This is a genomic window from Roseobacter weihaiensis (genome assembly GCF_020622345.1).
Taxonomy (GTDB): domain Bacteria; phylum Pseudomonadota; class Alphaproteobacteria; order Rhodobacterales; family Rhodobacteraceae; genus Roseobacter; species Roseobacter weihaiensis.
On the sequence record NZ_JACNMO010000016.1, the window covers coordinates 69,176 to 90,465 of the forward strand.

Below are 21,290 nucleotides of genomic sequence, written 5' to 3' on the forward strand. Positions count from 1 at the left end.
TTGGCGCGGTTTCACCAAAATCTGGAGATGTCAGCGGAAAACTTCCTATCGCCGGATTTGGGTAAGCGAAAATCACGAGTTGTCTAAAATTGTTATTAATTTCAGAAGGTTATGTTAACCTAGTCTACGGACACAGGAGGCTCATTCGACATGGAGAACCCATATAACTCTGACACCAACATTCACTCCTTCTTTCGCGCCAGGGAACAGCCTCTTTGAGAATAGTGGCGACTTCTCAATAAACTGGACCGCTCCGGATAACTCTGGCTACAGTGTCTCCGGCTCAACCTCCAGCGCGACAAACAACACAATATTCACGCTCAACGGGAGCGACCACCTGCGCGGGTTCGACGGCAACGATGCGCTATATTCCGGCGGAGGCAATGACATCGTGAAAGGGGGTGACGGTGACGATACGGTCAGCGGTGATGCCGGGGACGACTTCCTGTATGGCGACTATCAGCACGAAGCGACCTTTGCTACGGGCGATGATTTCATCTTCGGCGGCAGCGGTGATGACTATCTGTTCGGTGCTGGTGGAAATGACGAGCTGAACGGCGGCTCCGATGATGACATCCTGGAAGGCGGAACTGGTGGCGACTTGCTCACCGGCGGTTCCGGGGCGGACGAGTTCCGATTTGATCTGGGCGTGGAAATAAACACGTTTGACCAGATCACGGATTTTGTGGACGGGACTGATAACCTCCGACTTGTCGATGCTGGTGTTAACTACACGAACGTGGAGATTTACGACGCCGCATTGTTCAGTGGCGTGTTTGGTGTTCCTTTGGATGGAGCGATGGTGTGGTCCTACAACACCGCCGCTCCTGGAAACCACTTCATCTACATAGAAGATTTGGATGAGTCGCTGCTGTCGTTTAGTACAGACACTAATGGCGACTTTCTCATAGCTTGAGAAATACTGCGGATTTGCTATAAATTTTTTTAAGCAAATCCGCATTTCCCTTGTTAGTGGTCTGAACCACAACAGTTTTTTGCCGTGCCGGATGGTTCTTTTTGCAAATGAAAGGGCAGAATTTCCTCCTTGCGTACAGGTGATATTAATCTCGGTAGAATAAGTCTGTGCATGATGACTTTGTTGAGCAAGGAGTGGGAACTATGCAGATCATGTCATCAAGCGCAGTCGCGCTTCAACTATTGGGTACAGCTAGCGGGCAACCAGCGACCCAACAACCAAGCCCGGCAGAATTGTATACATCAGCTTCAACGCGGTACGTAGAGGCAACACCTGAGCTCAAAGGTATATATTCTGATCGCCGCGCTGAAAAATCGGCTAAGGAACAACCAAGCCTGGCGCAACGTGTGATCAATGCCGTCACAGAAACCTACCAGAATGAGTTTTCAGAAGTTAAGGCGCAGGCCAAAGCTGGTTTGGAAGCAGCTCTCGGAAGGTCGTTGGGCGAGTCTGAAACGTTTCGAGATTTAGGTTCACTCACGCGCTCTAAGCTGCCGAAAGATGTTCTGAACATTAATCGATCTGCCTTGTTTGCGGAGTTCGCGATGGGCATGGCTACTTCGCAAGCAAAAGAACTCAACCTCGATCAGTCTTACTCGTTGAAGCTATCAGACGGCATGGGCGGTCTAAACAAGGCCGAAGAGCTGCAAGGTCTTGATATGTCCAAAGCAGAAGACCGGCAGAAAGCGGTGGACTACGCCATAAGTGTACAAGTTCGCATCAACCTTGCTGGTTTCCAAATGGCGGAAACCAACGGAGTTGCTTCAGATATGATGTCGAAATCGCTGGAAAGCGCCGATGTGACAGACATGACTGCTCTCAAAGACAGCTATACGGAGATGCATCGCGCTCGATTTGAGAACGGCGAATTTACGGTGATTTTTGATGGTGTTGAGATTTCCAACGGGTAACCGTTACCTTCTCTCCGCATTTCAAATGTAGCGTGCCCGTCCGTTGAACCTGACCTGTTGGGTCGATGCGACCGCTGTTACGCTGCTTGAGCAGCGTAACAGCGTCAGCAGGGGCCGAGAAGCGAATAGCGGCCGACTCACACATCCTTTCAGTTCATGGCCTGTGCTGCGAAGGATCGAGTCGGTACGGTGACGGTTCCCACGTTCTGTCGGCCTTAACCAAAGCATTTGCCAAGATCATCAGTTTCCGCATGACCGCCGTGATGGCGACTTTGGCAGGCTTTCCGGCGGCGATGAGCCTTTCATAGAACGCCCGCATGTCCGGATTGAAGCGTGTGGCGACCAGCGCGGACATATACATCGACTGACGCAGAATTGCCCTGCCGCCCTGGATGAACGACTTGCCTTTCCATTTGCCGCTTTCTCGGGTCATCGGTGCAAGGCCTGCCAGGCTGGCTATCTGAGGAGGCGAAAGCGTCCCAAGTTCTGGCATTTCGACCATCAACGTGAAGGCAGTCACATCTGAGATGCCGGGAATGCTGGTCAGGATCTTCGCGCGACGGTGCAGGTGTTCGTCAGCGCGAATGACCTTGGCGACCTCCGCATCGAGCTGCTTCACTTGTCGCTCGATCTGCCGCAGGCGCGCAGCGCATTGCCGCTTCAGAAGAGGATGGCTCAGCACCTTCTGCCGGTTCAGAGTCGCGGTGCGTTCTTTCATAAGCCCACGTCGTGACATGGCCAACTCGCGAAGAAGAACGACCGTTTCCGACTGTGGCTGCTGGGGTCGCAACTCAAGAGCCGCACCCATCCGAGCCAGCAACGCCGCATCCACTCGATCCGTTTTGGCCAGAATACCAACCGCCTGGGCAAAGCGACGCGCATAAAGTGGATTGACCCCGTGGATCGCAAACCCCGCTGCGTGCATGCATGGCCTGCTTGAAGGCACGATGGTAAGAGCCAGTGGGCTCAAAGACTATGATCGTCGGATCAAGCTCGCGAAACCGCCGCACCATTTTCCTGAACCCGTGACCGGAGTTCTTGACCGTCATCGCCTCGCCGCTTGGTAGCACGTGGATGTCCAACTGGTCCTTTAAAATGTCCACTCCGATGGTATGCTTCGTCATCTTTTCCTGTCCTATGCTTGTCATTCGGGGCAAATATCAGCCCCCATGTATCCGTTCAGGCCTCTCGGAAAAGACGGGGACAATCACACTCTAGGACGGTTCCCAAAACCGGCGCGGTTCCGATCCATCCCCGCCATCGCCCGGTATAAATGCCGTGCCGGGCGATGGCTCCGTTCTACCAACGAAGCCACCAATTCATAAGACAAGCGCGGTATACTCTCGTGCCACGGTCGCGGCTTCATCCTGCAGGCCCAGATCAGTAAGCTTTTGTGACAAGAGCCGGGGGGCCTCGTGTGAATAGAGATCGAGCCGAAGCCACGTGCGCAGCCATTTGACGGCATCCTGATCACTGACATCTTCGGCGGTGACCAGCCGCTGAAAGATACTTGTTCGCAGGCTCTGGAGCTGTTCACGCTCCCCCATCAGCCAAAGCACGTAGTCATCGCTGCGGGACAGCTCCAGCCCCAACAGCGGCTTGTGCGACAGCCGCTCCGCCGCACGCAACAACTCCGCGGTGGTAGGGGCTACGGCATCATGCACCGCCTGGATTTGATGAACGTCAAGATCGATCAGATCAGGATCAAGCAGAACCGAGGTACCGGGTGTCTTGATACACTCCGCTTGGGTGTTCAGCGCCTGGCGCAGTTTGCTGAGCAACCAGCGCAGCGAAGCTTTGGGGTCGTTGGTATCAGGAAAGAACAACTCGCACAGATGGGGCTGTCCGGTCAGGGCCAGATAGGCCATGAGCGCCAGGGTCTTGCGGGACGAGACCAAAGGCACGGCGCCCGGATGCCCGGACAGACGCCTCGTTTAACAGATCGATCTTCAGCCGCTCAGACACCTGAACTACCTACCGATCCACGCCGGAGACACCGGGCAGGCAACCAGCTTTCACCGCAAAGATGTTTCTTTTTCATCGCTGTCCCCCAAGCCATCTTGCTGACGTTCCGGCTTTACCAAACCCCCGCCTGAAGGCGCCAATAGTTCTGATTTCTACACGCCTTACAAGCGATTGGGCGCCTGATCCGGTCAACTGGCGCGCCTTCAGGCAGGCGCAACTGTTCTGCCTCTTTTGTCGTTGCCAGATCTTGGCACAGATCGACGTTGCGGGTTTCGGTGTTTACCAGCCCGCCGTCTTTGGCATGCAGGCGATAGTGTTTGTACCACCGGTCCAATGTATGTCGGGGCGCACGCCCTGTAGAGTATCTCGAGACGCTTGACGATGCGGCCTTCGGTGCCGCCTCAGCTGTCCAGCCAAAGTTTGCCGCAAAGTCTGATCCGGCGGTCTAATGGACATATACCGAAGAAAGTCGTCCCTACTTTACCTATGCCACAAACTATCTGATCGATACGAAAAGCTCGGCAATCATGGACGTTGAAGCCACACGTGCAATCCGTCAGGCAGAACTTCGTGCCTCACAAACAGTGCTGGATCGCACCGAGAAGCGGTTCGGCATTAAACCAGACTGGCTGGCTGCGGATATTCATCACAAGCAACCAGGGGTCCGAGGCGAGATCGAATTCATCCTTCGGCTGTTCAACGCCGCCGCGTGACCGCATGGGCAAAACCCGCAGATGTTCAACTACGCGCGGTTAATGCAACAGTCCCGTCGTATTCGTGGGTGTGCCAACCCGTCTCGGCGCACGGTTCGAATTCGAACCGCGTGACTCGGACCCGATCGTCCTCGACCAACGGAACGGCTGTGGCCCTTGGTTTCAACATGTCTTCTTTCCCCTATCGCCTGGTTCACGTCGCATCCGCAGCGAAGGCCGCGGCCACGGCATCGCGGAACACTTGAGCCTCCGCCCGTTGCAGCACCAGCGGCGGGCGAATTTTGAGCACGTTGGCCCCAGGCCCCGTTGCACTGATCAATACGCCGTTCTGCCGCAGATGGTTCACGACAAAGGCCGCGCGGTCGGCATCCGGCGCGCCGTCCCGCGCGATCTCGACGGCAAGGAACAACCCCGCGCCGCGCACATCGACAATCCCCGCGTCGCGCGCGCCTATCTCGCACAGGCCCTCCTTCAGAAACGCGCCGACATCGCGGGCGTTCTCCTGCAAGCCCTCGTCCTCGATCACATCCAGCACCGCCATGCCGGCGGCGGCGGCGACGGGATTGCCCCCGAAGGTATTGAAATACCGCGCCTTGCTGCCGAATTCTTCTACCAGACCGGGCCGCATCGCAACACCCGACAGCGGAAAACCATTGCCCATTGGCTTGCCCATTGTGACCATGTCCGGCACCAGCCCGTGGCGCTGAAATCCCCAGAAAGCGTCGCCCGTGCGGCCAAAGCCCGGCTGCACCTCGTCGGCGATGAAAATGCCGCCCTCGGCGCGGATCAAGTCCACGGCGGGTTTCAGGAACCCCGCCGGATCGGGGTAAAGCCCGTCGCTGGAAAACACCGTATCGACGACAAAGGCCGCCGGTTCGATCCCGTCCCGACGCATCGCCGCAATCGCATCGCCCAGATCGGCAGCCAGCCGCGCGCCCTGCTCCTCGGGCGGCACGCTCAGCGCATCGGGCGCCGGGATCAGCCGCACCCGGTCGCCGCGCCGCACGAAATCACCGAGCGATGGCGACAGCTCCGATACCGCCTCCGTCAACCCGTGGTAGGCGAGCTGCGTCACGATCACCCCCTGCCGCTGCAGATGCGACCGGGTGATCCGCAACGCGAGGTCGTTCGCCTCCGACCCGGTGCAGGTGAACATCACATGCCCCAGCGCATCCGGCATCGTTGCCAGCAACCGCTCGGCATAATTCACCACCCCGTCGTGCAGATACCGCGTATGCGTGTTCAGCGTGCCCATCTGTGCCGCAATCGCCCCGACCACCTTCGGATGGCAATGCCCGACGGAGGCGACGTTGTTGTAGCAATCAAGATATCGCTTGCCCGCCCTGTCCCACAGCCACACCCCCTCGCCGCGCAACAGATGCAGCGGCTCGCGGTAGAACAGCCGGTAAGCGGGCCCCATGACCTTTTCGCGGCGCGCGATCAGCGCGGCATCCTCTGCGTCCAGTCCTGTGGCCCCGCTGCTGTCGTATGCGTTGACCATTGTCATCTTGCGTTCTCCCTGCGCGAAAGCGCCGCTACGGCGGCGTCCGTACAAATCCGGTCCAGCGCGTTCAGCCCCCGCAGCGAAGCGGCGCCATTGCGCAGGATATACTCCGCGTTCTCGGGATAGCGTCGCGCACGCCATGCCCCAATGGTCAGGCTGGTGGCGTGGCGCAGGCGCATGAGGTCGGGCAAAAGTGCCACCTCCTCCGCCTGCAGCGGCAGAACCTCGGTATAGCCCGCGATCAGGCGGGCGACGTCATCCAGCGGCCGGTCTCCATCGGTAATCTGGTAGGAACACGCCACCGCCAGATCGCAAACCACCGGTGTCCGCACCATGTCGCCAAAGTCGATGATGCCCGTCAGACGCGTAGCTTCCGGGCCGTCCACCAACAGGTTGTGCGGGTTGAAATCATTGTGCCCGACCTGGGCACGCAATGGAACCAGACGCGGCTGGATATCGGCCTCGAACAGGTCGATCAGGTCCGTCAGCCGCGCGCGCAGGCGCGGCCCCGCGACCGCCTCCAGCATTGGACGCAGGCGGTGGGCCTGCTGAATGTCCCACTGCAACAAGTGCCCCGCCGCCGGATGCGAAAACCCGCGCAGCGCCAATGTCAGCCGTCCCAGCAAGCGCCCGATATCGTGGTGCAGGGCCGCGCCATTCGCTGCACCGCTCAGCACCGTGCCGTCGAGATAGCTCAGCAACCGCACCACATGGGTCTGGCCGGTCGGCAGGGTCACACGCTCTGACGCGCGCCCGTTCAGAGACGGTCGAACATGCGGCACGGGCAGGGTCGGATCTACCGCCGCCAGATGCAGCAGCGCGGCGGTCTGCATGTCGGTCACCGCAGGGTCTTCGGCAGCATTGGTGATCTTTAGAAGCGCCTGAGCGCCCACGGCGTCGGTCACCCGGAAATTCGCATCCTTCTCGGCGGTCAGCTTGTGCACCTGCCCAGCGATCCCGTAGAGATCCCGCGCCAGCTCCGCCGCAAGGTCCGGCGAAATCGCAGGTGCCTCGTGCGATAACAGATCGGCCCGCCCCCCTCCAACAACGTCGTGCGCACTCTGAGGCGAAATCGCGGCGGGCCTCGGCATCAGGCGTACTCCTCTTTGACGCCGCACCGTTCCGTGATGAACAGCGGCATCGCCTGCGTGATGCGGATGACCGACGGCAGGTTCACACATTCGTCGATCCCGTGTATATTCCGCGAGATCACCCCGTAGCAGAGCGCCGGTATCCTGTTATAGAGTGCGTAAACCCAGGCATCGAGGTAACCCGCCATCGTAAAGCTTTTTAGCGGTGCGCTGATCGCCGCCTCATGCGCCGCGGCGCGCAGCACGACCTGGAACCACAGCACTCCCGTATTGGCGCGTACCAGTTTCTCGTCTTCGGGCTTCGGGATCAGCACGGCGTCGGCAGTACAGCCTTCGAGAAAGGTTTGCAGGGCGCCGTTGCCGGTCGGCTCTTCCTCCACCACCGACTGCATATCGACGGTCGCCGCGGGTTGCAGCCCGATCCGCCGGAGCGCATCCAGCGCGAACAGGTTCCCCACCGCCTTCATTTCCGTCGCCCCGCGCCCGAACATCCAGTCGCCTTCGACCTTGCCCGAGTAGTGCGCATCGGTGCACATCTCCGCCAGAACTTCCGGCACCACGTCGAGATGCGATTGCATGATGCGGCCGCGCAGGTCGGGGGCAGGTGTCATGTCACCGCCTTTCGCATCACAGCAGCGCCTCGATCAGGAACGGCCCGGGCTCCGTCGCCGCGTCCTCGATGGCCTGCATCAGGTCGCGCACGTCCTCGACCCGGCGGCCTGGCACGCCCATGCCCTTGGCCAGCGCCACAAAATCCAGCGTTGGACGGTCGAGGTTCAGCATGCTCAGCGCATCCTCGCCCGGCTGCGCGCCGACATTGTGCAATTCGCCCTTGAGGATCTGATAGGCCCGGTTGGCAAGGATGATTGTCGTGACATTCGACCCTTCCCGCGCCTGCGTCCACAGTCCTTGGATCGTGTACATGGCCGACCCGTCCGCCTGCAGTGTGATGACGGGGCGGTCGGGTCGCGCAATGGCCGCCCCCGCCGACAGTGGAATGCCGATGCCGATGGATCCACCGGTCAGCGACAGCCACGAGTTTGGCCGCGCCGCATTGCCCGCCGCATAAAGCGCCCCGCCCCAACTGACCCCCTCGTCCACGACAATGGCATCCTCAGGCAGCGAATTTGCCAGCGCCGCCGCGATGTTATCCATCGTGATCGCCCCGGCAGCAGGGGGGGTCGGCTGGATCATCGCCGGTGCCTTTGCCGCCTGCGCGCCCATGCGGTCGGCCAGCGCCGCAATCGCCTCCGGCCCGTTGCCATCCAGCCCGGCGAGTGTCACGGTTTCGCAGGTCTCGGGCAACAACAAGCTCGGCTTGCCGGGGTAGGCAAAGAAAGCCACGGGCGGCATTGCTTCGATCAGAATCGCGTGGTCGAAGCCCGCAAGGCGCGCGATGGCGTCGTTAATGGGATAGGGGATCTTGGCGACGGGAAACCGTCCTTGCCCCCGCTCCATCCGCCGGTTCGAGGTCGGCGCGAGGATCTTCGCGCCCGTGCGGTCCGCAATCCCCTGCAACAGGGCCAGCGCGCCCACATCCTCCAGCACGCCGTTCCCGACGATCATCACCGTCCGCGCGCCGTGCTCCAGCGCGGCAACGGCCCCGTGCAGCGCGTCGGGATCGAACGCTACCGGACCGTTCGGCGGCAGCGCATCAGCCATCACGCCGCCGTCGTCCCAACCGATATCGGCGGGCGCGATCAGCGTGGCGATACGGCCCGGCTTACCGGTGGCCACGCGCAACGCCTCCATCGCGTCGTTGGCAAAACTGCCCGCATGCCTGCCCGACCGGACCCAATCCGAGAACGGCGCGCAGGCGCCTTCCACATCCGCCGACAGCGGTGCGTCGTATTGCTGGTGCCGTAGCGCGTGATCGCCCACGAGGTTCACCATCGGCACCCGCGCCTTGCGCGCATTGTGAAGGTTGGCGGCGGCATTGGCGAAACCCGGCGCGAGGTGTAGCAGCGTTACAGCCGGCTTGCCCGCCATCCGGGCATAGCCATCAGCGGCCCCGGTCACGACCCCCTCGAACAAGCCCAGCACGCAACGCATCAGCTTGGTCCGGTCCAGTGCATCAACGAACTGCATCTCGGAGGTGCCAGGATTGCCGAAACACACGTCGACGCCCGCCTCGTGCAGGCTGCGCACGACACTTTCCGCGCCGTTCATCGTCTTGGGATGGTCCTTCATCGGATCGCCTCGCGGAAGGCTGTGAGGAAGGCGCGCCCGTTGTCGGCCAGCGAGGGGCCAAGATAGCCGCCCTCTTGCACCAGGACGGTCGGCAGGCCCATGCCCGCCAGCTTGCGGGCCATCGCAGCGAAACCGTCGGGATAGACGTTGACCGCCGCCAAGGGATCGTCCGCTGCCATGTCAAAGCCAAGCGACACGACCAGCGCCTGTGCGCCGAAGTCCTGTGCCGCCGCAATCCCCCGCTGGAGCATCGCCAGCACGGCGGCATGGCTGGCCCCCTGCTCCAGCAGCAGGTTCAGCTTTTTGCCGACCCCCGGGCCTTCGCCCGTCTCGTCCGCGTGACCAAGAAAGAAAGTCGGATAGTTGGCTGGATCGGGATGCAGCGAACAGAAAAAGATGTCGCCGCGCGCGTAGAGGATGTCGAGCGACCCGTTCCCGGTATGCACGTCCACGTCGATGAGCGCGATCTTCTTGTACTTGGACGTCAAGTGATGCGCCGCGATGCAGGCGTTGTTGAAAAAACAAAAGCCGTTGGAACAGTCGCGCATCGCGTGATGGCCCGGCGGACGGCACAGGGCATAGGCCGCGCGGGCCCCCGACAACACCGCCTCAGCCGTCTCTACGGCAGCCTGAGCCGACCAATAGGCCGCGTCCCAGCTGCCGGGCGTCAGCGGCGTGGAGGTATCGGTCATCCACCAGCCCAGCTGTCCGTGAATGTCGCGGGGCTCCTTCCCACGCCGAACGCCGGGGTGCATCGTCGGGATCGCCAACGCTTCCGTCCCGGCGCTTTCAACGAAGCGAGCGTAGGCGTCGGGCAGGAAATCGACATAATCGGGATTGTGCACCGCCTTGATCGGCCTGACCCCGTGATCTTGCGGCGCGTCGATCTCGAACCCTTCGGAAAGCAGCATGTCTCGCAGAATCTCGGCTCGTTTAGGCTGCTCCTGATGCGGCATCGCCATCCCCCGCCTGAAATAGACCTCAGGTGCATGACCAAGTTGGCGTGGGTCGAAAAAGACTTTCATGTCAGGGCCTTCTGCAAGTGCCGTTTTTCGGGCAACGCCTCCGGCACCCGGCTCATTTGCGGGGACTATTGCAGTTAACGTTTGCCGTGACAATAATATTGATGCATCATGCACCAATATTTGGCCTTCTCAGGCCACTGGAGATCGAGGGCAGATGAAGGAAATCAACAAGGAGTCGCTGGGGAATGCCATCTACGGACGAGTCGCGCAGGACCTGATCCGGGGCAAGTTGCAACCGAACCAGAAGATCACGATCCGGGGTCTTGCCGACTCACTTGGGACCAGCTCGACACCCGTGCGCGACGCCGTGCAGCGCCTGTTGCAGGACAACGCGCTGCAACAGCGCAGCGTCCGCGACGTAAGAGTGCCAGTGCTGACCACCGCCGCCTACCTCGAAATCACCGCCATCCGGGCAGAGCTTGAAGGCCTGGCCGCCGCCGGCGCCGCCGCAGTGGCACAGGAGAAGGACGTGGCGCTGCTCAGACGGATCGTGCTGCGCAACGAAGAGGCATGTCTCGCCGGACGCTGGCCGCTGGCGATCGAAATGAACCAGAAGTTCCACTTCGCCCTTGCGGAAATCGCGGGCATGCCGATCCTTTTGGATATACTGAGCCGCCTCTGGCTGCGCACCGGGCCGCTGATTTCGGGCTATTATGCCGCGACGCATAAGGACATGGTCGAACACCATCACCAGATCATCGCCGCCTGCAAGACACACGATCCCGCCGCCGCGCGGGCCGCCATGCGGGACGATATCGAGAAACCAAAAGATGGAATTGCCAAGTATATCCAGTCGCTTGACGAAGACTGAGGCGCCTGGACGTGTCGTTTCACGACATGACGGGAAGCACCTTGACGAGGATCGGTTCACCTTAGGAGCCGCATAAACAGTCCTAACGGACATCAACAAACGGGGAAAGACATATGCTCAAACCATTCAAGTTCATCGCTGCTGCCCTAGCCCTGGCGCTTGCGGGGCCGCTGGCCGCGCAGGACGGGGAACCGCAGGCGGGCGGCACGCTCAACGTCGTAATACAACCCGAGCCCCCGGGGCTGATGCTGGGCATCGTGCAGAACGGCCCGACCCAGATGGTCGCGGGCGACATCTACGAGAGCCTGCTGCGCTACGATTCCGACCTCAAGCCCGAAGGGCAGCTGGCCGAATCCTGGGAGATTTCCGAGGACGGGCTGACCTACACTTTCAAGCTGCGCGACGGCGTGACGTTCCACGACGGCGAACCCTTCACCTCCGAGGACGTGAAGTTCACCATGGACGTGTTCCTGCGCGAAACCAACCCGCGCACCCGCACCTACATGGACCGGGTCGAAAGCATCGACACACCGGACGATCTGACGGTCGTGTTCAATCTCCAGCAGCCCTTCGGCCCCTTCATCGGGATCTTCGAACAGGGCACCGCACCGATGATCCCCAAGCACATCTACGAGGGCACAGATTTCGCCAACAACCCGGCGAATAATACGCCGATCGGCACCGGCCCGTTCAAGTTCGGTGAATGGGTCAAGGGAAGCTACATCCACCTCGTCAAGAACGAGGATTACTACATGGAGGGCAAGCCCTATGTCGATGAGGTCTACTACCACGTGATCCCCGACGCCGCGTCGCGTGCGGTGGCCTACGAGACCGGCAAGGTCGACGTACTGCCCGGCGGGTCGGTCGAAAATTTCGACGTGCCGCGCATCCGCGAGCTGGAAAACACCTGCATCACCGACAAGGGTTGGGAATATTTCGGGCCGCTGTCATGGATCTGGGTGAACGAGAACAACAAGCCGCTGGATGACGTCAAGGTGCGTCAGGCCATGATGCACGCACTGGATCGCAACTTTGCGAAAGACGCGCTGTGGAACGGTCTGGGAAAGGTTGCGACCGGGCCGCTGTCCTCCTCCACCCGGTTCTACGCCGGGGACACACCGGACATCGGCTATGACCCGGTAAAGGCCAGGGGGCTGCTGGAGGAATCGAGCTACAACGGCGAAACCATCCGTCTGCTGGGCCTGCCCTACGGCGAGACATGGCAACGCTGGGCCGAAGCGGTCAAGCAGAACCTGACCGAGATTGGCATGAACGTCGAACTTGTCCCCTCGGACGTGGCGGGATGGAATCAGAAGGTCGCTGACCGCGACTTCGACCTCGCGTTCACGTACCTCTACCAGTACGGCGATCCGGCCCTTGGCGTCTCGCGGACCTACATGTCCACCAATGCTGAACCCGGCTCGCCCTGGAACAACGTGTCGAACTATCAGAACCCCGAGACGGACAAGATGTTCGACGAGGCGGCGCTGATGGCAAGCCCCGACGACCGCATGGCCGCCTACAAGACGATCCAGGATATGATCGTCTCTGATGTGCCGAACCTGTGGCTGCTGGAGCTTGGCTTTCCTACGATCTACCGTTGCAACATCAAGAACCCGGTCAACACCGCGCTTGGTGTGAATGACGGTTTCCGGGACGTGTGGATCGACCGGAACTAAGGGCATCTGCCTTTGGGTCCGGGCCGCACTGATGGTCGGGACCCATCTCGCATCAAGAACAGGGCAAATCGCGTGCTACGTTTCATTCTGGGCAGGCTGGTCAAGTCGGTTTTCATCCTGCTGGCCATCCTTATCTTCAACTTCCTGCTGATCCACGCCGCCCCCGGCGACCCCGCCGCCGTCATGGCCGGCGAGGCCGGCGCCGCGGACGAGAAATTCCTCGCCGACCTGCGCACGCGCTTCGGTCTGGACCAGCCGCTCTACATCCAGCTTTGGACCTATCTCAAGGGTGCCGTGCAACTGGACCTCGGCTTTTCTTACCGCCAGCAGATGCCGGTGGCCGAACTGATCGCCACCCGACTGCCCGCCACGCTGCTGCTGACCGGCGTGGCCTTCTTGCTGTCGCTGGTGCTCGGCGTAATCGCCGGTGTTGCTGCCTCCGCGCGCCAGGGCTCGTGGGGCGATACGATCATTTCCACCCTCGCCCTGCTGTTCTACGCCACGCCGCTGTTCTGGGTGGCACTGATGGCGTCCCTCGTCTTTTCCGTCTGGCTCGGCTGGCTGCCCGGCTTCGGCTATTCGACTATCGGCGCGGGCTATACAGGCTTCGCCCATGTGCTCGACGTGGCCAAGCACCTGGTGCTGCCCGCGACAACGCTGGGCCTCTTCTTCACCGCCATCTACATGCGCATGACGCGCTCTTCGATGCTGGAGGTCAGCCGCCTCGACTTCGTCAAGACAGCCCGCGCCAAGGGCCTCAGACGCAGCGTGATCCAGCGGCGGCACATCCTGCGCAACGCGCTGCTGCCGGTGATCACGCTCGCGGGCCTGCAAGCAGGCCAGATCTTCGGCGGTGCGATCCTGACCGAAACCGTCTTCGCCTGGCCCGGCATCGGACGCCTGATGTTCGAGGCAATCAACCAGCGCGATTACGCCGTGATCCTCGGCGTCTTCTACATCTCGGGCGCCATGGTGCTGCTGTTCAACCTGATTACCGATGTCGTCTATGTCATCGTCGACCCGCGCATAAGGCTGACCAAATGAAGGAATTCTGGAAACGCTTCCGCTATAACCGCGGCGCGGTGATCGGGCTGGTAATCCTCGCGCTGGTCATCGCCACCGCCATCGCCGCCCCTTTCCTGTTCCCGCAAAGCCCTTGGAAGATGGTGCAGCGACCGTTCCTGCCACCCTTTACCGACGATACGCTGTGGCTCGGCACCGACGCACTGGGGCGTGACGTGCTGTCGGGGCTGGCGCACGGCGCCTATGTCAGCCTTCTGGTGGGTCTCGTCTCCACCATAGTGGCGCTGGCCATCGGGGTGCCGGTGGGCGCGCTCGCGGGGTATTTCGTGGGCCGCACCGACGACATCCTGATGCGCCTCACGGAGTTCTTCCAGACCATCCCGAGCTTCGCGCTCGCCATCGTGCTGCTGGCGATTTTCCAGCCCAGCCTCACCTACGTCATCATCGCCATCGCCGTGGTGTCATGGCCCCCCGTCGCCCGCCTCGTGCGCGGCGAAGTCCTCAGCCTGCGCACGCGGGAGTTTGTCGAGGCGGCAACGCTGTCGGGCCTCGGCAACGACCAGATCATCCTGCGCCACGTCCTGCCGAACGCCCTGCCCGCGATCGTCGTGCTGGCCTCGCTCATGGTGGCGCAGGCAATCCTGCTGGAAAGCTCGCTGTCCTTCCTCGGTCTGGGCGATCCCAACATCATGTCCTGGGGCTACATGATCGGGGCGGCGCGCACCGTGATCCGCACCGCCTGGTGGCTGTCCTTCCTGCCGGGCATGGCGATCCTGCTGACCGTGCTGGCGCTGAACCTGATCGGTGAGGGGCTGAACGACGCGCTCAACCCGCGCCTCACAAGGAAATCCGAATGAGCCTGCTCAGCATCCGCAACCTCGATATCGCGCTGCCGGAAGGCGCCGACCGGCCCTTTGCGGCCAAGGACATCAATTTCGACCTCGCCCCCGGCGAGATCCTATGCATCGTCGGCGAAAGCGGGTCGGGCAAATCTATGTCGGCCAATGCCGTGATGGGCCTGCTGCCGCAGGGCGTGAAAGCCACCGGCGGCACCATCACCTTCGACGGGCAGGAAATCCTGAACCTGCCAGAAAGGCAAATGATGACCCTGCGCGGCAAACGCTTCTCGATGATCTTTCAGGAACCGCTCAGCGCGCTCAACCCGCTGATGCGCGTCGGTGCCCAGATCGCCGAAGTGTTCGAGGCCCACGGCGCACTAGGCCCGTCCCAACGCCACGCCCGCGCGCTCGAACTGCTGGACGAGGTCGGCATCCCCGACCCAGAGGCCGCGATCCGCGCCTATCCGTTCCAACTGTCCGGCGGCCAGCGCCAGCGCGTGATGATCGCCATGGCGCTTGCACTGGAACCCGACATCCTGATCGCGGACGAACCCACCACCGCCCTCGATGTGACGACACAGGCGCAGATCCTCAAGCTGATCGAGAACCTGCGCGGCTCACGCGGCATGGGCGTGATTTTTATCACCCATGACTTCGGCGTGGTGGCGGACATTGCCGACCGCGTCATCGTCATGCAGAAAGGCGAAATCGTCGAAACCGGAACGGCGGACGCGGTCCTGCTGCATCCCGAACATCCCTATACCCGCGCCCTGATTGATGCGATCCCGCGTCTGACCCGCTACGCCCACAGCGACGACCCTCTGGGCACCCCCATTATGCGGGTTGAGGGGCTGAGCAAGACCTTCACCACCGGCTCGGGCTCCTTCTTCGGCAAGCAGCGTGTGGTCAAGGCTGTGCAGGGTGTCAGTTTTGATCTCTTTTCGGGCGAAACGATAGGCATCGTGGGGGAAAGCGGATCGGGCAAGTCCACCGTGGGGCGCTGCCTTGTGCGGCTGGTCGAACCGGACAAGGGCCGCGTCCTGATCGACGGGGCCGACATCGCGCCGATGTCGGGCACCGAACTGCGCGAAACGCGGCGCAAGATGCAGATGATCTTTCAGGACCCTTTCTCATCGCTGAACCCCCGCGCCCGCGTGTCGCGCATCCTGACCGAGGGGCTGATCGCATACGACACGCCGCGGACACAGGCGATGGACAAGGCCCGTAAGCTGCTGGACCTTGTCGGCCTTGACGCCTCCGCGATGGAACGGTTTCCCCACGAGTTTTCCGGCGGACAACGCCAGCGCATCGGCATCGCCCGCGCGCTGGCGCTGGATCCGTCGATCATCATTGCGGACGAAGCGGTGTCGGCGCTCGATGTCTCCATCCAGGCACAGGTGCTGGACCTGCTGGCGGACCTCAAGACGCGGCTGAACCTGTCGATGCTGTTTATCACCCACGACCTGCGGGTCGCCGCCCGGATCTGCGACCGAATCATCGTCATGCAGAAGGGCCGCATCGTCGAGGTCGGGCCGACCGCCAAGGTGTTGCACGATCCCGACACCGCCTATACACAAAGCCTGCTGGACGCGATCCCGGGACAGGACTACGAACGTGCCTTGATGCAGGTGGAATAGACACCCAGCCCTTCTGATTGGAAAGCCCATGACCGATGCCGATCCGGAGACGAAGACCCTTCTGCTGACCGGTGCCAGCCGCGGCATTGGTCACGCCACAGTCAAGAAATTCGCCAGCGAAGGCTGGCGCGTGATCAGCTGCTCGCGGCAACCCTTCTCGCCTCAGTGCCCTTGGCCCGGCGGCGCGCGCGATCATGTGCAGGTCGACCTCAGCCAGCCGAACAAGATCACGGAAGCAGTGGAACACATCCGCACCCTGCTCGACGGCAACGCGCTGCATGCACTGGTCAACAACGCGGGGATCTCGCCCAAGGGCCCGGCGGGCGAACGTCTCAGCACGCTCGACACCGATCTTCGGGTCTGGGGCGAGGTGTTCCACGTCAACTTCTTCGCCTCCGTCGTGCTGGCACGCGGGTTGCAGGACGAGCTGTCGCGCGGCAAGGGGTCGGTGGTCAACGTGACCTCCATTGCCGGGGCGCGGGTGCATCCCTTCGCCGGTGCGGCCTATGCCACGTCCAAGGCCGCCCTCGCCGCGCTGACCCGCGAAATGGCGCATGACTTTGGCCCGCTTGGTGTACGCGTCAATGCCATCGCCCCCGGCGAGGTCGACACCAGCATCCTCAGCGAAGGCACCGACAGGATCATTGCCACCCTGCCCCTACGCCGCCTAGGCCAGCCAAAGGAAGTCGCCGATGCAATCTATTTCCTGTGCTCCGACCAAAGCTCCTACGTCACCGGCGTCGAGATCGAGGTGAATGGCGGGCAACACGTGTGACGGGAAATTGGTGGAACGTCGGGGTCTGAATTCATGCGACGATGCATTTTCGGCAGGAAAGCGGCAGATTTGCACAAGGTATCCTGGGCGGCCACTGGACCTGCAAGCGCCGGTCTTGAGCCGGATTGGCTATTCCAACCCGTCGTGGTTGCAGGCAAGGGCAGTTGTTTTGGCTGGTGATGTGGGAAGCGGCTTTGCCGCTCACCTTGGCAACCGGGGCAACTCCAGTTAGGCAACCGCCCTACTGGAAAGTAAAAGACCGAAAGGTCTTTGAGCGCGGATCAGGGCAGAATACTACTGCAGCAACTGACCGGAGCGAGCCCAACGTGTCAGGTGGTGTGCGACGCTTCAATGTCTGTTTTAGCGAGCATTTTCGTTTGACCTCACTCGTCCAGTTGTTGGTTGAGGCTGTTCACTCCTGCATCGCCAAAAGCTTGACGGGCGAGATCGTTAAAGGTCATCACGCACCGCTGGCCGATCTCCGCGAGCACACCAGCTTCAAAGCTGCCGATCACGCCATCCATCAAGTTTGCACAAGAGCTAACATCTGGTCGCGGTTTTCCCAAAGAGCTTTTGCGCCGTCACTCAGCGTATTCACCCAATATTGAAGACTATTACTTCAATCCGTAAGAACTGGGCTACGGGCACCTGGTTAAGTTCGATCACGATTTCATTGGGCGTGCGGCGCTCGAAAAGCGGCCGAAAAAATACATCGTAAAAAGGCCGCGCTTATGTGGGATCCGAAAGATGTTGAGGCCCTCGTCCGCACCTATACGAACAAGGAAAACCTCCCCGCCCTTTACGTGAATCAACCTTTGTCGAATTATGCGAACTGGCAGTACGATGCGGTCTGCGACTGCAACGGTGAAATGATCGGCGCTGCCGTTTACACCGGGTTCAGCTGGAATGTGTGATCGATGATATCGACCGCCGTGGTCGTCGCAAAACATGCCAAACCGGGCTCCAAGGTGACAGTGGTTTGGGGCGAACCTTTCAACGGCGCCAAGAGCCATCCCTGGTTGGAGGAGCACCGCCAGTTCAGGATCACCGCCACCGTCGTGGAAACGCTGATCGACAAGGGCTGACAAACGAGATGCACAACCTGGAACCGGCGCGGCCAAAGGGATTGACACGGGGCGGCTGCGCCCCGGAAACTGGAGAATACGAATGTCTAAGCAGTTTGGATTGTCTTTTGCGCAAGGCGTTACGCTTCCTGAGAGCGAACGTGCGGCATTGCTCGGGGGGAAGGGGGCGGGCCTTGCGCGGATGACGGCGCTGGGGCTTCCGGTCCCGGCGGGATTTACGCTTACCACCAAAGCTTGCCAATCCTATCTAAAGGATGGCTGGACTGCGGATAAGGAAAATGCGTTGGTCGATTGCCTGAAAGAGTTGGAAACGGCCTCTGGGAAACGGCTTGGCGATCCTTCATCTCCGCTCCTTGTGAGTGTACGGTCTGGAGCGCCGATTCCCATGCCCGGGATGATGGATACGGTATTGAATGCAGGAATGACAAACGACACGGCCCAGGCGCTGGGTCAAGCGACGGGCGATGCACGGTTCGGCTAGGATACGCTGAGCCGCTTTGTGCAATCCTTTGTTTCTGTCGTCCTCGATCCTCCCCCCGAGCTCGTTCGGACAGTAAGCAAAACGCATCTTGGTCCGGACGACGGTGCCGGATTATCTCCAGACTCTCTCGCGCAAGCCACCATCGCATTGCGTGCGGAATTCGCCGAACGTGGCTATGTCGTGCCCATCGATCCACTCGAACAGGTGCGCGAAACCGTTGGCGCAGTTTTTTCCTCATGGACCTGCGAGCGGGCAAAAACCTACCGCCGCCTTGAAAATATCGCCAACTACTTGTTCACCGCTGCGACCGTGCAGATGATGGCGTTCGGCAACTTGGGCACCCGGTCTGGCACCGGTTTCGCTTTTTCACGTTGCCCGTCTGACGGCACGCCAAAACTGATGGGCGACTTCCTGCAAGGTGCGCAAGGCGAGGACGTCGTCGCGGGCACACATCAGACTTTGCCGATCTCTGTGCTGGCTGATGTTTGGCCTGAAGTGGCCGCCGAACTCAAAAACACCGCGCATCTGCTCGAACGAGATTTGAGTGATCTCGTAGATATCGAATTTACCGTCGAAGAGGGCAAGCTCTAGATGCGGCAATATCGAAGAGGCAAACACAGTCCGCACGCCGCGTTGCGTATGGCCATCGACATGGCCGAAGACCCTGATTTTCCACTTATGCGCGCCGAAGCGACCGACGGGATCATGATCGCGGGCCGCCACGTGCCAACCGGCACTGTTGTTACAATTGATGGAAACACCGGAGAAGTGTTTCTTGGCGCGCACCACCACGACAAGATCGAGGTGCCCGAAGTGGCGATCTTGGGAAATTGGGTGCGCGACCCGCCAAGCACGGCGGGAACCGCACTGCAGGATGGATATTGCGAAGCCGCCACGCGCGATACTGTCTCAAGGGCGCTTGCCCTGAAGGGGATGGGGGATCTATCTACGATTGCTGCAGTGCTGGGTGCCAAAGAATCCGAGGTCTCCGCCATCATGGATGAACTCGTAAAAAGCGGAGAGGTCGAGGCGATGCCCAAGAACCGGGTGCGTCCATCTCAGGAATTGTCCGATCGCGTCGATGATTGGTACGCTGAGGCAGCTAAGCGGCTCAAGGCCAAGATCGAACCGCAGATGAATGCGCTTCACGCGGTCAACGACACGTTCAAGGGCGTCGTGACAGATTGGCAATTGCGCGAAATAGATGGCGAACAGACAATCAATGACCACAGCGATCCCGAATATGACGCTTGGGTTATCAAGCGTATCAAAACTGACGTCCACAGGGTGATTACGCCAATCATCAAGGCGGTGGCAAAAAGTGAAGAGCGACTGATCCGGTATAACGCACGGCTTGAAAATGCGCTGCGCAAGATTGATGAGGCAGATCTGGAAATGGTCGCGCACCCAATGAAAGAAAGCTATCACACTGTCTGGTTCGAATTGTACGAAGAACTGATCCGTTTGTCGGGTCGCACCCGATCCGAGTGATTGGCTTGGACGTCAGTTGCGCCTCAAAAAGAGGAAGGATCATGCACCGCACAGAGTCATGTCTGAAGAGGCCATCCGATTGTTTTCTGAACACGTGAAGGTCCGCTCAGGACCAAAAAACCAAAAGGAAGGAAGGCATGGGAACCTCCTGTCATCAGATTGAGAAACCCCAATCGTCTGACAGGTCAAAGAGATCACAAGGTGCGCACCGTCTCAGTCACCTCAAAACACAACCCAAAAGCGCCATTGCCGCGAGAGCGGCTTCGTCCTTCCGCCGTTGGTGCGTTTTGCTGCTGGTGCAGCACTTGAGAAGCAGTCGTCAATTATGCAGACGGCAAGATCAGCTTCGTCCGCGTCTGGAGTGTTGGAGCTGACCGCAGCGAAATGACGCTTTGTGACCTGCCAGGATTGGCATAATTAGACGACCGGTTCGATGAGTTTGACTGCATTGCAGAGACGAGCTTGCTGCAATCGTCAAATGATGCTGCGTCAGCAATAGCTGCATCAGTAAAAGGCGGCTCGGTCCGCAGTGCTGACCTCGGAACGACTTGCGGCTAAGGTCGGCGGAGAGCCCGATCTGTAAATTCAGAGTTCTCGCTGCGTTTGTGCTGGAGGCTGATTTGGTGCGCTTTGCGGACCTTCACCTTGGATTGTACACAAAGGATGAAACGGAAGAAGTTCGGAATGCGACGTTTGCATCATCGCAAACATGCCGCATAATCAATCCAACCAGATGATCCGGAAGCTTTCCTAAATTAAGCTGCCATTGGTTTCAAAAACTCTGACTACGGATATGCTAATACAGTAAATTCGGACAATTCAACGATAGCTACGCCCTTCTTCGACGGATGCGATAACCTTGGGCGCGAGCTTGTTCGATTTTATGCGTTGATCTGTTTAGCGATCAAATTCGCGCCCTCGCGCCCCCGCTGCCGCTAGTCCAAATTCCACGCGTTCACGTACGACACCTAATCCGCAATAGTTCGAATAGCTTTAGGCGCAGTGCCAGCAAACAGCGTTCATGCCGATCAAAATCACAGGCGATATATCTCCCTTGAACCACTCAACTGCCAGCTCGGCCCACAACGACAGGC

20 protein-coding genes and 2 pseudogenes are annotated in these 21,290 nt (G+C 60.3%); 14 read left to right on the forward strand and 8 right to left on the reverse strand.

The features are described from left to right. Positions 1-238: 238 nt before the first annotated feature. Both H7847_RS16970 and H7847_RS16975 read left to right on the forward strand, forming a co-directional pair. On the forward strand, positions 239-916 hold the full coding sequence (locus tag H7847_RS16970; protein ID WP_406676017.1) for a calcium-binding protein: 678 nt from the start codon (positions 239-241) through the stop codon (positions 914-916). 203 nt (positions 917-1,119) lie between these two features. Further along, positions 1,120-1,887 (forward strand): hypothetical protein, encoded by a 768-nt coding sequence (locus H7847_RS16975; RefSeq protein WP_227270677.1) that lies wholly within the window; start codon positions 1,120-1,122, stop codon positions 1,885-1,887. Between the two features lie 154 nt (positions 1,888-2,041). Here the strand turns inward: H7847_RS16975 and H7847_RS16980 are convergent. Beyond that, positions 2,042-3,011: pseudogene (locus tag H7847_RS16980) on the reverse strand (IS110 family transposase). A gap of 195 nt (positions 3,012-3,206) precedes the next feature. After that, the gene (locus H7847_RS16985) at positions 3,207-3,791 is read right to left on the reverse strand and encodes a hypothetical protein (RefSeq protein WP_227270678.1); all 585 of its coding nucleotides are present in this window, start codon (positions 3,789-3,791) and stop codon (positions 3,207-3,209) included. A gap of 402 nt (positions 3,792-4,193) precedes the next feature. Here H7847_RS16985 and H7847_RS27375 point away from each other — a divergent pair. Then, positions 4,194-4,493: pseudogene (locus tag H7847_RS27375) on the forward strand (IS5/IS1182 family transposase); the annotation flags it as partial. Between the two features lie 265 nt (positions 4,494-4,758). On the opposite strand, the gene H7847_RS16995 reads toward H7847_RS27375, so the two are convergent. The 5 genes from H7847_RS16995 to H7847_RS17015 are packed head-to-tail and all read right to left on the reverse strand — an operon-like array spanning position 4,759 to position 10,375. Further along, the gene (locus tag H7847_RS16995) at positions 4,759-6,072 is read right to left on the reverse strand and encodes an aspartate aminotransferase family protein (protein WP_227270680.1); all 1,314 of its coding nucleotides are present in this window, start codon (positions 6,070-6,072) and stop codon (positions 4,759-4,761) included. Next, on the reverse strand, positions 6,069-7,160 hold the full coding sequence (locus H7847_RS17000) for a phosphotransferase (RefSeq protein ID WP_227270681.1): 1,092 nt from the start codon (positions 7,158-7,160) through the stop codon (positions 6,069-6,071). The genes H7847_RS16995 and H7847_RS17000 overlap by 4 nt, the downstream gene beginning before the upstream one ends. After that, positions 7,160-7,771, reverse strand: a complete 612-nt coding sequence (locus tag H7847_RS17005) for a M20/M25/M40 family metallo-hydrolase (RefSeq protein ID WP_227270682.1) — start codon at positions 7,769-7,771, stop codon at positions 7,160-7,162. Before H7847_RS17005 ends, H7847_RS17000 begins: the two co-directional genes overlap by 1 nt. 16 nt (positions 7,772-7,787) lie before the next feature. Next, positions 7,788-9,350, reverse strand: a complete 1,563-nt coding sequence (locus tag H7847_RS17010; protein WP_227270683.1) for an acetolactate synthase large subunit — start codon at positions 9,348-9,350, stop codon at positions 7,788-7,790. Next, on the reverse strand, positions 9,347-10,375 hold the full coding sequence (locus H7847_RS17015; protein ID WP_227270684.1) for a histone deacetylase family protein: 1,029 nt from the start codon (positions 10,373-10,375) through the stop codon (positions 9,347-9,349). The genes H7847_RS17010 and H7847_RS17015 overlap by 4 nt, the downstream gene beginning before the upstream one ends. A gap of 154 nt (positions 10,376-10,529) precedes the next feature. On the opposite strand from H7847_RS17015, the gene H7847_RS17020 reads away from it, so the two are divergent. The 6 genes from H7847_RS17020 (at position 10,530) to H7847_RS17045 (ending at position 17,139) form a co-directional block, all read left to right on the forward strand. Further along, a complete protein-coding gene (locus tag H7847_RS17020; RefSeq protein WP_227270685.1) occupies positions 10,530-11,186 on the forward strand; it encodes a GntR family transcriptional regulator in 657 nt (218 codons plus the stop codon). A gap of 113 nt (positions 11,187-11,299) precedes the next feature. After that, a complete protein-coding gene (locus tag H7847_RS17025) occupies positions 11,300-12,865 on the forward strand; it encodes an ABC transporter substrate-binding protein (RefSeq protein ID WP_227270686.1) in 1,566 nt (521 codons plus the stop codon). Between the two features lie 72 nt (positions 12,866-12,937). Beyond that, the gene (locus H7847_RS17030; protein ID WP_227270687.1) at positions 12,938-13,909 is read left to right on the forward strand and encodes an ABC transporter permease; all 972 of its coding nucleotides are present in this window, start codon (positions 12,938-12,940) and stop codon (positions 13,907-13,909) included. Continuing rightward, entirely contained in the window at positions 13,906-14,745 is an 840-nt protein-coding gene (locus H7847_RS17035; RefSeq protein ID WP_227270688.1) for an ABC transporter permease, read from the forward strand. Before H7847_RS17030 ends, H7847_RS17035 begins: the two co-directional genes overlap by 4 nt. Beyond that, the gene (locus H7847_RS17040) at positions 14,742-16,364 is read left to right on the forward strand and encodes an ABC transporter ATP-binding protein (protein ID WP_227270689.1); all 1,623 of its coding nucleotides are present in this window, start codon (positions 14,742-14,744) and stop codon (positions 16,362-16,364) included. The genes H7847_RS17035 and H7847_RS17040 overlap by 4 nt, the downstream gene beginning before the upstream one ends. Positions 16,365-16,392: 28 nt before the next feature. Then, entirely contained in the window at positions 16,393-17,139 is a 747-nt protein-coding gene (locus H7847_RS17045) for an SDR family NAD(P)-dependent oxidoreductase (RefSeq protein ID WP_227270690.1), read from the forward strand. 383 nt (positions 17,140-17,522) lie between these two features. Here the strand turns inward: H7847_RS17045 and H7847_RS17050 are convergent, their stop codons facing one another. Next, complete coding sequence (locus tag H7847_RS17050) at positions 17,523-17,663, reverse strand: hypothetical protein (RefSeq protein ID WP_227270691.1); 141 nt, start codon at positions 17,661-17,663, stop codon at positions 17,523-17,525. A gap of 207 nt (positions 17,664-17,870) precedes the next feature. Here H7847_RS17050 and H7847_RS17055 point away from each other — a divergent pair, with 207 nt between their 5' ends. The 5 genes from H7847_RS17055 to H7847_RS17075 all read left to right on the forward strand — a co-directional run bounded on the left by H7847_RS17055 (position 17,871) and on the right by H7847_RS17075 (position 20,196). Beyond that, positions 17,871-18,053: a hypothetical protein gene (locus H7847_RS17055; protein ID WP_227270692.1), complete on the forward strand. Its 183-nt coding sequence runs from the start codon at positions 17,871-17,873 to the stop codon at positions 18,051-18,053. Between the two features lie 3 nt (positions 18,054-18,056). After that, positions 18,057-18,224: a hypothetical protein gene (locus tag H7847_RS17060; protein WP_227270693.1), complete on the forward strand. Its 168-nt coding sequence runs from the start codon at positions 18,057-18,059 to the stop codon at positions 18,222-18,224. 82 nt (positions 18,225-18,306) lie between these two features. Then, the gene (locus H7847_RS17065) at positions 18,307-18,705 is read left to right on the forward strand and encodes a PEP/pyruvate-binding domain-containing protein (RefSeq protein WP_227270694.1); all 399 of its coding nucleotides are present in this window, start codon (positions 18,307-18,309) and stop codon (positions 18,703-18,705) included. Between the two features lie 18 nt (positions 18,706-18,723). Then, on the forward strand, positions 18,724-19,296 hold the full coding sequence (locus tag H7847_RS17070; protein ID WP_227270695.1) for a PEP/pyruvate-binding domain-containing protein: 573 nt from the start codon (positions 18,724-18,726) through the stop codon (positions 19,294-19,296). Between the two features lie 114 nt (positions 19,297-19,410). Continuing rightward, positions 19,411-20,196 carry a hypothetical protein gene (locus H7847_RS17075; RefSeq protein ID WP_227270696.1) on the forward strand — a complete coding sequence of 262 codons (786 nt, stop codon included), beginning with the start codon at positions 19,411-19,413 and terminating at the stop codon, positions 20,194-20,196. Positions 20,197-21,290 lie beyond the last annotated feature (1,094 nt).

Bases quoted from the DNA above. Each gene is read 5' to 3' on its own strand.
- H7847_RS17040 (WP_227270689.1), top strand. From the start codon at position 14,742: ATGAGCCTGCTCAGCATCCGCAACCTCGATATCGCGCTGCCGGAAGGC.
- H7847_RS17050 (WP_227270691.1), bottom strand. From the start codon at position 17,663: ATGGATGGCGTGATCGGCAGCTTTGAAGCTGGTGTGCTCGCGGAGATC.
- H7847_RS17075 (WP_227270696.1), top strand. From the start codon at position 19,411: ATGATCGCGGGCCGCCACGTGCCAACCGGCACTGTTGTTACAATTGAT.
- H7847_RS17005 (WP_227270682.1), bottom strand. From the start codon at position 7,771: ATGACACCTGCCCCCGACCTGCGCGGCCGCATCATGCAATCGCATCTC.
- H7847_RS17065 (WP_227270694.1), top strand. From the start codon at position 18,307: ATGTCTAAGCAGTTTGGATTGTCTTTTGCGCAAGGCGTTACGCTTCCT.
- H7847_RS17025 (WP_227270686.1), top strand. From the start codon at position 11,300: ATGCTCAAACCATTCAAGTTCATCGCTGCTGCCCTAGCCCTGGCGCTT.
- H7847_RS17060 (WP_227270693.1), top strand. From the start codon at position 18,057: ATGATATCGACCGCCGTGGTCGTCGCAAAACATGCCAAACCGGGCTCC.
- H7847_RS17035 (WP_227270688.1), top strand. From the start codon at position 13,906: ATGAAGGAATTCTGGAAACGCTTCCGCTATAACCGCGGCGCGGTGATC.
- H7847_RS16995 (WP_227270680.1), bottom strand. From the start codon at position 6,072: ATGACAATGGTCAACGCATACGACAGCAGCGGGGCCACAGGACTGGAC.
- H7847_RS16975 (WP_227270677.1), top strand. From the start codon at position 1,120: ATGCAGATCATGTCATCAAGCGCAGTCGCGCTTCAACTATTGGGTACA.
- H7847_RS17020 (WP_227270685.1), top strand. From the start codon at position 10,530: ATGAAGGAAATCAACAAGGAGTCGCTGGGGAATGCCATCTACGGACGA.
- H7847_RS17045 (WP_227270690.1), top strand. From the start codon at position 16,393: ATGACCGATGCCGATCCGGAGACGAAGACCCTTCTGCTGACCGGTGCC.
- H7847_RS17055 (WP_227270692.1), top strand. From the start codon at position 17,871: ATGTGGGATCCGAAAGATGTTGAGGCCCTCGTCCGCACCTATACGAAC.
- H7847_RS17000 (WP_227270681.1), bottom strand. From the start codon at position 7,160: ATGCCGAGGCCCGCCGCGATTTCGCCTCAGAGTGCGCACGACGTTGTT.
- H7847_RS17010 (WP_227270683.1), bottom strand. From the start codon at position 9,350: ATGAAGGACCATCCCAAGACGATGAACGGCGCGGAAAGTGTCGTGCGC.
- H7847_RS17015 (WP_227270684.1), bottom strand. From the start codon at position 10,375: ATGAAAGTCTTTTTCGACCCACGCCAACTTGGTCATGCACCTGAGGTC.